Origin of the sequence: Sphingomonas guangdongensis (genome assembly GCF_900199185.1) — a bacterium.
Taxonomy (GTDB): domain Bacteria; phylum Pseudomonadota; class Alphaproteobacteria; order Sphingomonadales; family Sphingomonadaceae; genus Sphingomonas; species Sphingomonas guangdongensis.
On sequence record NZ_OBMI01000001.1, the window covers coordinates 728670 to 740245 of the forward strand.

Below are 11576 nucleotides of genomic sequence, written 5' to 3' on the forward strand. Positions count from 1 at the left end.
ACGCCTGTGCCCACTATTTCGCGCAGCGATGGCCCTGATTGACCGCTTCTTCGCCCGCGCCGTCCGCCGCGGCGAACTCACCGTGATCTACTCCGACGGCCGCGAGCGGCGCTTCGGCGCGCCCGACCCGGCGCTTGACCCCGTCACCATGCGGCTCGCGCGCGGTACCGCCGCGGCGATCGCGCGCAGCCCGGCGCTCGGCGCGGCGGAGGCGTTCATGGATGGACGGCTCACCATCGAACAGGGCGACATCCTCGCGCTGCTCTCGCTGTTCAAGGCCAACAATCGCTGGGAGCAGGGCTCGGTCGCGCTGAAGCCAGGGTTGACCGACCGCGCCCTGACCGCGCTCAGATACCGGCTGACGCGGATCAACGCGGCGCAGGCATCCCGCCGCAACGTCGCGCACCACTATGACCTAGATTCGCGCCTCTACAGCCTCTTTCTCGACAGCGACCTGCAGTACAGCTGCGCCTATTTCACCCACCCGGCCAACAGCCTGGAACAGACGCAGGCCGACAAAAAGGCGCATATCGCCGCCAAGCTGGCGATCGAATCGGGTATGCGGGTGCTCGACATCGGCTGCGGCTGGGGCGGGATGGCGCTCTATCTGCACGAGAAGACCGGCGCCGACGTGACCGGCATCACGCTGTCGGAGGAGCAGCTGAAGGTCGCACGCGCCCGAGCCGAGGCGGCAGGCGTCGCCGATCACGTCCGCTTCGAGCTGATCGACTACCGCGCGGTGACCGGCAGCTTCGACCGGATCGTCTCGGTCGGCATGTTCGAGCATGTCGGGGTGCCGCAGTACCGTACCTTCTTCGCCAAGTGCCGCGAGCTCCTCAACGAGCGCGGCGTCATGCTGCTCCACACTATCGGCCGTGCGGGAAAGCCCGGCGTCACCGACGCGTTCACCGCCAAGTACATCTTCCCCGGCGGCTACATCCCCGCGCTGAGCGAGATCACGCAAGGCTATGAGGGATTGAAGATGCACTGCACCGATATTGAGGTGCTGCGGCTCCACTATGCGCTGACGCTGGAGCATTGGTACCGACGCACGGTCGCCGCGAAGGAGCAGATCGTGGCGCTGTACGACGAGCGCTTCTTTCGCATGTGGACCTTCTACCTCGCGGGGGCCTTTGTCAGCTTCCAGTACGGCGGCATGGTCAACTACCAGCTGCAGTTCGCACGCGACCGCGACACGCTGCCGCTGACGCGCGACTACATGGTTGCGGCGGAGGCGGCGCTCAGGTCGTGACCTCGTCGGCGATGGGCGCCGCGTAGCAGAACCGCGTCATCGCCTCGATGGGGCCGAGTTGCTCGGGCGAGAGGCGTTTCAGATACAGGCAGCTCTTGCCGAGCCGGTACTTGCCGAGCTTCGCCAGCGCGTCGGCCTGTTCGGGACGGCCGGCGCCGATGTAGAGCACCAGCTCTGCTTTGCGGGGCGAGAAGCCGACGCGGCATGAGCTTCCCTCATGGCCGCTCGCGTAGCGGTATCGATATCGGCCGAAGCCGATGATCGACGTACCGTACATCTCGGCGCGTCCGCCGGTCGCCCGCTCCATCAGGTCGCGCAGCGTCCGCGCCTCCTCGCGCCGGCGCTCGTCAGGCAGGCCGTCGATGAAGGCGTCAACGGAGGCGTCGGTGAACTGCGTCTTGTTCCCGGTCATCGTCCAACCCTCCGGTTGCGGCTCTCCGACGCGCAGCCTAAGCGCGCGGCCATGAGCGAATCAATCAACCGTCCAACCGGCGACGCCGGAGTCTCGAAAGTCGTCCTCGCCTATTCCGGCGGCCTCGACACCTCCGTCATCCTGAAGTGGCTGCAGCAGACCTACGGGTGCGAGGTCGTGACCTTCACCGCCGACCTCGGCCAGGGCGAGGAGCTGGAGCCCGCGCGCGCCAAGGCCGAGCTGATGGGGGTGAGGCCGGAGCACATCTTCATCGACGATCTCCGCGAGGAGTTCGTGCGCGACTACGTGTTCCCGATGATGCGGTCGAACGCGCTGTACGAGGGGCTGTACCTGCTCGGCACCTCCATCGCGCGGCCACTGATCGCCAAGCGCCAGATCGAGATCGCGCGTCAGGTGAACGCCGACGCGGTCAGCCACGGCGCGACCGGTAAGGGCAACGACCAGGTCCGCTTCGAGCTCGGCTATTACGCGCTCGCCCCCGACATCAAGGTGATCGCCCCGTGGCGCGAGTGGGACCTGACCAGCCGCACCCGGCTGATTGAGTGGGCCGAGCAGCACCAGATTCCGATCCCGCACAACAAGCGCGGCGAGGCGCCGTTCTCCACCGACGCGAACCTGCTCCACACCTCGTCCGAGGGGCTGGTGCTGGAGGATCCGTGGGAGGAGGTGCCCGACTATGTCTACTCGCGCACCGTCAACCCGGAGGATGCGCCCGACGCGCCCGAGTTCATCACGGTCGATTTCGAGCGCGGCGACGGCGTCGCGCTGAACGGCGAGGGGATGAGCCCGGCGACGCTGCTCGCGCGCCTCAACGACCTTGGCCGCGCGCACGGGATCGGGCGGCTCGATCTGGTCGAGAACCGCTTCGTCGGCATGAAGAGCCGCGGCATGTACGAGACGCCGGGCGGCACCATCTATCACCTGGCGCACCGCGGCATCGAGCAGATCACGCTCGACCGCGGGGCGGCGCACCTCAAGGACGAGCTCGCGCCGCGCTACGCCGAGCTGATCTACAACGGCTTCTGGTTCTCGCCGGAGCGCGAGATGCTCCAGGCCGCGATCGACCACAGCCAGGAGAAGGTGATCGGCACCGTTCGCCTGAAGCTCTACAAGGGCGCGGCGCACATCGTCGGGCGCAAGTCGCCGCACACGCTCTACTCGGAGAAGGTCGTCACGTTTGAGGACGACCAGGGTGCCTACGACCAGCGCGATGCGGCGGGCTTCATCAAGCTGAATGCGCTCAGGCTCAGGTTGCTGGGCCGGCGAGATAGGTAAGCCTTTCTCCTCTTCCTGCAGGGGAGGGGAGTAGCACTTCATTAACCATCTCGGCCTAGCCTCTCGGCATGGCGTGGCAGGCTCTTCGGTCGCAGTGGTTCGGGGCGATCCTGCTCGCGTGCCTGTTGTCGGCGGCGTGGGCGGCGGCGGACTGGCACAACCTTTCCGGCCTGCGGCTGCCCGATACCGATGACGCCGTGCGGCTGCAGCAGGTGCGCGACTGGCTCGCCGGCCAGGCGCTGACCGACCTCAGCCAGCACCGGATCGCCGACGGGCTCGCCATGCACTGGTCGCGGATCGGAGATTTGGTGCCGGGCGCGATCATCCTGCTGCTGCGGCCGCTGCTCGGCCAACCTTCGGCGGAGCTTGCCGCCGTCATCCTGTGGCCGCTGGTCCAGTTCGCCGCGCTGCTCGGCCTTGTCGCGGGGATCGCGCGCCGGCTCGCGCCTGCTGCCGCCGGCACCGCGCTGGTACTGGCCGCGCTTGCCTATCCCGCTTCCGGCCTGTTCATGCCGGGCCGCATCGATCATCACGCCCTGCAGCTGCTGCTGGTCCTGGGCCAAATCAGGCTGCTGCTCGCGCCCGCGACGCTGCGCAGCGGAGCGCTCGCTGGTGCGCTGGTCGCCGCCGGTGCCGTGATCGGACTGGAGACGCTGCCGTTCGCGTTCGTCACCGCCGCAGTGATCGTGGCGGGCGGGCTGCGCGACAGCCCGGAGCGGATGAGCGGCTTCGGCCTCGCGCTCGCGCTCGGCCTGCTGTCGCTGCTGCCGCTCGCAGGCCGAGGCGGCGACTGCGACACGATCGTACCGCTCGCGCGAGTGACGGTCGCCGGCGGCCTCGCACTTACCGCGCTCGGGCGGATTGAGCGCGGGCGGCTCCTGCTCCTGCTCGCGACCGGCGTCGGGCTCGCCGTGCTCGGCTGGCCGGCGGCGCAGCCGTGCCTCGCCGGCCCCTACGCCTCCGTCGATTCGCTCGTCGCGCGGCTGTGGCTGGCACACGTCGCGGAGGCGCAGCCGCTACTCGCCACCCCGCTCCCGCTGGCGATCGGCTATGCCGGGCTGCTCATCATGGGGCTGCTCGCCTCTACCTGGCTGTGGTGGCAGCGCGGGGGCGCGTGGCTCCTGCTGCTCCCCTACCAGGCGCTGTCGCTGGCGCTGACCTTCGCGCAGCTGCGCGGTGCCTACTTGGGCGCGATCCTGGCGGTGGTGCCGCTCGCCGCGCTGCTCGCCCACGCCCGACGCCGGCGGGCAATATCCGCAGTACTGGCGCTGTGGATCGCGGGCGCGGGCCTAAGCTACCCGCTCGCCGCGGGACTGGTCGCGCCGAAGCAGGCGCTCGCTGCGCCGCCCGGTCCCGACTGCACCGACCCGGCGGCGCTCGCGCGGCTCGCACAGCTTTCAGCCGGCCGCGTGATGGCGGGCGTGGACCTTGGTGGCTGGGGGCTCGCCGCCACCCCGCACAGCTTCGTCGCCGCGCCCTATCACCGCAACAATGCTGGGAACGTCGCCGCCTACCGCTTCTTCATGGGCGACAAGCAGGCGGCGCGGGGGATCGCTCGGCGTTGGCGGGTCCGCTACGTCGTGCGCTGCCCGGGCATGTTCGGCGCGGTAAAGGCGCCTTCGGGGACGATCGGCGCTGGCGCGACGCCCGCCTGGCTACACCCGGTCGCACCGACGATCTTCGAAGTTGCGCTCCGCGACTGAGCGAAGCGCTTGCTGGCAAGCACCACTGCGGTAAAGACCCGCTGATGACCGGGGTTCCTGCCGAGCCGCTCCGCTGGTGGCAAACACGCCTGTTCGTGCTCGCGGTGGCGGTGATCACGGCGATCCCGCTGCTGAAACCCGACATCGCGCCGCTGGTCGATCTTCCCGGGCACATGGCGCGCTACCGCGTCCAGCTGTCGCACGGCGAGATCGTCTGGTTCGCCGACTGGTACAATTTCGACTGGCAGCTGATCGGCAACCTGGGCGTCGACCTGCTGATCGTGCCGCTGGCGCCGGTGTTCGGGCTGGAGCTCGCCGTCAAGCTGATCGTGCTGAGCATCCCGACGCTCACCGCGGTCGGTTTCCTGTGGATAGCGCGGGAGGTGCACGGCCGTATCCCCGCGCCGGCGCTGTTCGCGCTGCCGCTCGCCTATTCCTACCCGTTCCAGTTCGGGTTCGTGAACTTCGCCCTGTCGATGGCGCTCGCGCTCAACGCCTTCGCGCTGTGGCTGCGGCTCGCGCGGCTCGGCAAGCTGCGCCTGCGCGCGATCCTGTTTCTGCCGCTCGGCGCGCTGCTGTGGCTCTGCCACACCTATGGCTGGGGCGCGCTCGGCGTGCTCGCCTTCTCGGCCGAACTGATCCGCCAGCACGACCTGCGCCGCGACCGGACCGGCTTTGTCGAGCGCTGGCTGGTGCCGTGGCTGCTGGCGGGCGTCCACTGCCTGCCGCTCGCACCACCGGCGCTGCTCATGATCATGTGGCGCAGCGGTCACGTCGGCGGGGTGACCACCGACTGGTTCAACTGGCGGGCCAAGATCAACTGGCTGACCATGGTGCTGCGCGACCGTTGGGAGACGTTCGACATCGCCTCCGTCGGCGTGCTGCTGCTGATCCTGTTCAAGGGGCTGCGCGACCCCAACATCCAGTACTCACGCAATCTGGGGCTATCGGCACTGTTCCTGTGCGCGGTGTTCGTGCTGCTGCCGCGGATCGTGTTCGGCTCGGCCTACGCCGACATGCGGCTTGCACCCTACATGATGGGGATCGCGATCATCGCGATCCGGCCGCGCCCCGGCCTCTCGATCCGCGGTGCGGCGGTGCTCGCAGCGGCGGGGCTCGTGTTCTTCCTGGTTCGGACCGCGGGCACCACCGTCAGCTTCTGGCGGTACGACCAGTCGTACGATCGCGAGCTCGCCGCGCTCGACCGGCTGCCGATCGGGGCGCGGCTGGTCAGCTTCGTGGGGGAGACCTGCTACAACGAGTGGACCATGACCCGGCTGCAGCACCTGCCGGGGATCGCCCTCGCCCGGCGGCTCGCCTACACCAACGACCAGTGGTCGATGCAGGGCGCGCAGATGCTGACCGTGCGCTACCGCGCCGCGCGACCGTTCGCGCATGATCCGTCGCAGATCACGACAAGCACCCAGTGCCCGACCGAGTGGTGGCGGCCGATCGCGATCTCGCTGGTCCGCTTTCCGCGGGGCGCCTTCGACTATGTCTGGCTGATCAGCCCGCCGCCCTATGATCCGCGGCTGGAGCGAGGGCTCACGCCGGTCTGGCGCAGCGGGGGCAGCGCGCTGTTCAAGGTCGAGCACGACGTCCCGGCCGCGCAGCTGTCACCCGAGGATCTCGGCCCGTATCGCGAGATCATGCTGCGTCGCCTGCAGGCGCGGCGTCGCCGCCTTTCCTGAAGGGCGCGAGCTCGCCCAGGAACGACTGCTCCTCTTCCACTGCCCGCCGCTCGCGTACCAGGAAGTCGGCGATCGCGCGCCGGAAGCCCGGATCGGGGATGTAGTGCGCCGACCAGGTCGGCACCGGCACATAGCCGCGCGCAAGCTTGTGCTCGCCCTGCGCGCCAGCCTCCACCCGGGCGAGCCCGCGCGCGATCGCCGCGTCGATCGCCTGGTAATAACAAAGCTCGAAGTGGAGGAACGGCACGTCCTCCGTGCAGCCCCAGTAGCGGCCGTAGAGCGTGTCGGCGCCGAGCAGGTTGAGCGCACCCGCGATCGGCACGCCGTCGCGCTCGGCCAAGATCAGCAGCACGCGCGATCCCATCCGCTCGCCGAGCAGCGAGAAGAAGCGGCGGGTGAGGTAAGGCCGCCCCCATTTGCGGCTGCCGGTGTCTTGGTAGAAGCGCCAGAAGACGTCCCAGACCGCTTCGGTCAGGTCGGCCCCGGTCAGGTGGCGGATCGTCAGCCCCTCTACGGCGCGCTCGCGCTCGCGCCGGATCGCCTTGCGCTTGCGGCTGGCCAGCGCGCCCAGGAAGTCGTCGAAGGTCGCGTAGCCGTCGTTCGTCCAGTGGAACTGCGTGCCTTGCCGAATCAGCCAGCCCGCCGCCTCGAACAGCGGCACTTGCTCCGCGGTCACGAAGGTCGCGTGGGCGGAGGAGAGGTCGTGCTGCTCGGTCACCGCTTCGATCGCGGCGATCAGCGCAGGCGCGGCGGCCGCATCGCGCAGCAGGAGCCGCTCGCCCGGAACGGGCGAGAAGGGGATCGCTACCTGCAGCTTCGGGTAGTAGCGCCCGCCCGCCCGCTCCCACGCGTCCGCCCAGGCGTGGTCGAAGACATATTCGCCCTGGCTGTGGCTCTTGGCATAGGCGGGTGCGACCGCCGCCGGCCGGCCGTCGGCGCCGTCGACGATGACCGGCACCGGCTGCCACCCCGCGCGCGCGGTGGCCGAGCCCGACTCCTCCAGGATCGACAGGAAGGCGTGGCTGGTGAACGGGTTGCCGTCACCGGCGCACGCGTCCCAGTCGGCCGGGGGAACGGCGGCAACGCCGTTGGCGATGCGGGCGGTGACCGTGGGGGAGCTCACACCCGCCTATCTAGGCGAGCGCCCGCGCGTGTCCAAGCCGCCGGTCACCCCGTTGCCGTACGCCAGGCGGCAAGACCCTGTTCCAGGTCGGCGATCAGGTCGGCCGCATCCTCCAGCCCGATGCTCAGCCGGACGAGCGGCCCCTGACCCTGCCAGGGGACCGCAGTACGCAACCGCGCCGGATCGACAGGGATCGCCAGGCTCTCGAACCCGCCCCAGCTGTAGCCGATTCCGAACAGCGCGAGCGCGTCGATCAGCGCCGCGCGTGCCCCTTCCCCGCCGCCCGCCAGCTCGAACGCGAACAGCCCGGCGCCGCCGCGGAAGTCGCGATGGAAGATGGAGCTGCCCGGACAGTCGGGCAGCGCCGGGTGGAGCACGCGGGCGACCTCCGGCCGGTCGGCGAGCCAGCGCGCGACCGCGAGCGCACTCTCGGCGTGGCGGTCGAGCCGAAGCGCCATGGTCCGCAGGCCGCGGCTGCCGAGGAAGGCGTCGTCGGGCGAGACCGTCTGGCCGAGCTGGTAGCTGGTGTCGCGCAGCGCGGGCCAGCGCGCGGGCGTGGCGGTGACCGACCCCAGCATGACGTCCGAGTGACCGCCGACATATTTGGTGCCGGCGAGGATCGACAGGTCGATGCCGAGCGCCAGCGCCGGCAAGCGGAGCGGCGTCGCCCAGGTGTTGTCGAGCAGCGTGACAATCCCCCGCTCCTTCGCCACCGCGACAATCGCGGGAATATCCTGCACCTCGAAGGTCAGGCTGCCCGGGCTTTCCAGAAAGATCGCGCGCGTCGACGGGCCGATCAGCTCGGCGATCTCCTCACCGATCAGCGGATCGTAGAAGCGGGTGGCGATCCCCATCCGCTTGAGGAGGCCGTTGGCGAGGTTGCGGGTCGGGTCGTACGCGCTGTCGACCAGCAGCAGCTCGTCGCCCGGCGACAGGACGCTCAGCAGCGCCGCCGCGATCGCCGCGACCCCGCTCGGGTAGAGGAAGGTCGCCTCCGCGCCGGGCTCCAGCTCGGTCAGGGCATCGGCCAGGCTCCACTGGGTGGGCGTCCCCCGCCGACCGTAGAACAGCCGGTGGTGGGTGTCGCGTCCGCCGTTCGCGCGCAGGTCCGCCACGGAATCGTAGAGGATGGTCGACGCGCGCCAGACCGGCGGGTTGACGATCCCCTGCGTCCACTCGGCGCGGCGACCGGCACGGACGACGCGGGTGCCGTCGCCGCTCACGCACCGAGCTCTTTGGGCAGGGTCGGGTCGCTGCCCCACTCCGCCCAGCTGCCGTCGTAGAGGCTCGCCTCCTGCCCCAGCAGCCGCATCGCGAGCACGACGGAGGCCGCGGTCACGCCGGACCCGCAGGTGGCGATGATCTGGTGATCGATCTCCACCCCGGCGGCCTCGAAGGCGGCGGCAAGGTCGGCCGGCGACTTGTAGCGACCGTCCGCGTCGAACAGCCGCGCGTAGTGGAGGTTGAGCGCGCCGGGCATGTGGCCGGACGCGACACCGGGGCGGGTCTCCGGCTCCTCGCCGCGGAACCGCGCGGGCGAGCGGGCGTCGACGATCTGCTCCCGGTGCGCGACCGCGGCCTTCATGTCGGCGAGATGCATGACGAGCGCGGCATCGCCCAGCACCCGGAACTGCGCGGGCGCACGAGTGACGACGCCGCTCTCCAGCGCGCCGCCGCTCGCCTGCCAGGCGGCAAGCCCGCCGTCGAGCACCGCCACCGTTCGCGCCCCCATCGTGTCTAGCGCCCACCACGCGCGTGCGGCCGAATGGAGCGGCGAGTCGTCGTACACGACGATGCGGTCGCGGTCGGAAACGCCGAGCGCACCCAGCCGCTGCCCGAAGCTCGACCCGTCCCCCAAATTACCGTCTGCGCCGTTCAGCGTCGGGAGATCGAGGAACAGCGCACCCGGAATGTGTCGGGCGCGGTACTCGGCAGCGGCGTCGCGGTCGTGCTCGGGAAGAAACCAGGTGGCGTCCAGCACCACGACGTCGTGCAGGTGCGCGCGGAGCCAGTCGGCGGATACGAGCGGCTCCATCACCGCTGCCCGATGAAGGCGCGCAGGTCGCGCGAGAGCTTCGCGCGGTCCTCGTCACGGACGTACATCATGTGTCCCGCGTCATAATAGGCAAACTGGATGCGGCGCTTGTCGTAGCCGGTGCGCGACAGCGCGTACTCGGCCGCGAAGAAGGGGGTGGCGAAGTCGTACCAGCCCTGGCCGACGAAGATGCGAAGACCGCTGTTCTCGCGCAGCGCCTTGCCGATGTAGGGCGCGACGTTCAGGTAGACGTCGTTGTCGCGCCCACCGCCGATCCGCCAGTCCCATGGCTGAACCGATCCGATCGTCACGTAGCTGCGGTCGGTCGCGAACTTCAGGTCGCCGCGCGTGTAGGCGTTGATCGCGGCGGTGTAGCCCCCGTCGATCCCGTAGAAGCTCGGATCGTTGTCCGGCGTCTCGCCCGCATTGTCGAAGTCGCGGCCGGTGTAGCGGCTGTCGAGCCGCCCGATCGTGAGGCCGCGGTCGCGCAGCAGCTCCTTGTAGAAGCGCGCGGGCGTTACCCTAAGGTCGGCCTGCTCCAGATAGGTTTCGCCAAGCCCGGTGTAGCGGGCGAGATCGCGGCGCACGGTCGCGCGCTCCTCCGCACCGAGCGCGTTGCCCTTCAGCAGCGCGGCGGCATAAGGCCCGGTCGCCCACGCCCGCGCCTCCGCGACGAACGCCTGGACGCCGCCGGGATGCGTCGCCTTGCCGTGGTAAAGCGCGGTCGCTGCCATCGAGGGCAGGTTGAGAACAAAGGTCAGTTCGTTGCCCGGCGTGTCCGCGCCAGCCGCGAAATCGAGCACGGTGGACAGCAGGATGACGCCGTTCAGCGAGACGTCGTTGTACAACCCCTCGAGCTGGTTCAGCACCGCCGCCGAGCGCGTCGTGCCATAGCTCTCCCCGCCCAGATACTTGGGCGCATTCCAGCGACCGTTGGCGTTCAGCCACAGCCGGATGAACTGCGCGACCGAGCGCGCGTCGGCGGTGACGCCCCAATAATCCTTGGGATCGGTCTTGCCGAGGGCGTGGCTGTAGCCGGTCCCGACCGGATCGATGAAGACGAGGTCGGTGACGTCGAGCAGCGAATCGGGATTGTCGAGGATCGGATAGGGCGGGCCGCCGTCGTCGCGCGCGTCCGACGGGATCGCCACCCGCTTGGGCCCGAACGCACCCATGTGGAGCCAGACGGAGCCGGAGCCGGGCCCGCCGTTGAACAGGAAGGTGACCGGCCGCCGCGGGTCGGCGCCTTCCTTCACATAGGCGACGGAAAAGATCGCGGCGCGCGGGGTGCCGTCGTCGGCCTTCAGGTAGGTTTCGCCCGCCGTCGCGGTGTAGCGGATCGTTTGACCACCAAAGGTGCCGGTGTGCCGCGTCACCGAGACGGTCGGCGGCGGCACCTCGTCCGCCTTGGACGGAGAGGGGCGGCCGGGTGGTTCCTGCGCGAGGGCGGGGGTCGCGAACAGAGCGAGGGCGAGGAGCAGTTGGCGCATGGCGCTACCCTAGCGAACGGCCGCACGCGTGCAATCGGCAGCCGGTCGGGCTAGAGGCCGGCGCATGACCCCGCTCCACCTTGGCCAGGCGAGCAGCCTGCCCGCCTCCCCGGAAGAGGCCGTGCTCGACTATGTTCCGAACCCGCGTTCCGGCACACGCTATCTCGTTCGCTTCGCGGTGCCCGAGTTCACCTCGCTGTGCCCGGTCACCGGCCAGCCCGACTTCGCGCATCTGGTGATCGACTATGTGCCGGCCGCCACCATCGTCGAATCAAAGTCGCTGAAACTGTTCCTGGGCGCGTTCCGGAACCACGCCGCCTTTCACGAGGACTGTACCGTCGGAATCGGCGAGCGGCTGACGGCGGAGATGCAGCCGCACTGGCTGCGGATCGGCGGCTACTGGTATCCGCGCGGCGGCATCCCGATCGACGTGTTCTGGCAGTCGGGCCCGCCGCCGGCCGACGTGTGGGTGCCCGATCAGGGCGTTGCCTCCTATCGCGGACGCGGCTGACCATCACCTCTCTTGTTGCGCTGCAATATAAGTGCAACCATCTTGATCCTCGTACGTTGGGCG

Annotated in this window: 10 protein-coding genes; 5 read left to right on the top strand and 5 right to left on the bottom strand. The window is 69.7% G+C overall.

Annotation, left to right across the window (positions count from 1 at the left end; translation table 11 throughout):
• Positions 1-28 precede the first annotated feature (28 nt).
• Positions 29-1252, top strand: a complete 1224-nt coding sequence (locus CRO12_RS03410) for an SAM-dependent methyltransferase (protein ID WP_097062572.1) — start codon at positions 29-31, stop codon at positions 1250-1252.
• Here the strand turns inward: CRO12_RS03410 and CRO12_RS03415 are convergent.
• A complete protein-coding gene (locus CRO12_RS03415) occupies positions 1242-1664 on the bottom strand; it encodes a DUF1801 domain-containing protein (protein WP_097062573.1) in 423 nt (140 codons plus the stop codon). The genes CRO12_RS03410 and CRO12_RS03415 overlap by 11 nt on opposite strands.
• A 51-nt stretch (positions 1665-1715) precedes the next feature.
• Between CRO12_RS03415 and CRO12_RS03420 the strand changes: the two genes are divergently transcribed.
• The 3 genes from CRO12_RS03420 (at position 1716) to CRO12_RS03430 (ending at position 6354) form a co-directional block, all read left to right on the top strand.
• Positions 1716-2960 (top strand): argininosuccinate synthase, encoded by a 1245-nt coding sequence (locus CRO12_RS03420; RefSeq protein ID WP_097062574.1) that lies wholly within the window; start codon positions 1716-1718, stop codon positions 2958-2960.
• A 68-nt stretch (positions 2961-3028) separates the two neighbouring features.
• The gene (locus CRO12_RS03425) at positions 3029-4663 is read left to right on the top strand and encodes a hypothetical protein (protein ID WP_097062575.1); all 1635 of its coding nucleotides are present in this window, start codon (positions 3029-3031) and stop codon (positions 4661-4663) included.
• Between the two features lie 44 nt (positions 4664-4707).
• Complete coding sequence (locus CRO12_RS03430; protein WP_097062576.1) at positions 4708-6354, top strand: hypothetical protein; 1647 nt, start codon at positions 4708-4710, stop codon at positions 6352-6354.
• Here CRO12_RS03430 and CRO12_RS03435 read toward each other — a convergent pair.
• The 4 genes from CRO12_RS03435 to CRO12_RS03450 are packed head-to-tail and all read right to left on the bottom strand — an operon-like array spanning position 6311 to position 11002.
• Positions 6311-7477, bottom strand: coding sequence for a GNAT family N-acetyltransferase (locus CRO12_RS03435; RefSeq protein ID WP_097062577.1), 1167 nt, complete (start codon positions 7475-7477; stop codon positions 6311-6313). The two genes, CRO12_RS03430 and CRO12_RS03435, sit on opposite strands and share 44 nt — an antisense overlap.
• A gap of 44 nt (positions 7478-7521) precedes the next feature.
• Positions 7522-8700, bottom strand: coding sequence for a cystathionine beta-lyase (metC, locus tag CRO12_RS03440; protein ID WP_097062578.1), 1179 nt, complete (start codon positions 8698-8700; stop codon positions 7522-7524).
• Positions 8697-9512, bottom strand: coding sequence for a sulfurtransferase (locus tag CRO12_RS03445; RefSeq protein WP_097062579.1), 816 nt, complete (start codon positions 9510-9512; stop codon positions 8697-8699). Before CRO12_RS03445 ends, metC begins: the two co-directional genes overlap by 4 nt.
• Positions 9512-11002 carry a S10 family peptidase gene (locus CRO12_RS03450; protein WP_097062580.1) on the bottom strand — a complete coding sequence of 497 codons (1491 nt, stop codon included), beginning with the start codon at positions 11000-11002 and terminating at the stop codon, positions 9512-9514. The genes CRO12_RS03445 and CRO12_RS03450 overlap by 1 nt, the downstream gene beginning before the upstream one ends.
• 64 nt (positions 11003-11066) lie before the next feature.
• Between CRO12_RS03450 and queF the strand changes: the two genes are divergently transcribed.
• Positions 11067-11513, top strand: coding sequence for a preQ(1) synthase (queF, locus tag CRO12_RS03455; protein ID WP_097062581.1), 447 nt, complete (start codon positions 11067-11069; stop codon positions 11511-11513).
• Positions 11514-11576 lie beyond the last annotated feature (63 nt).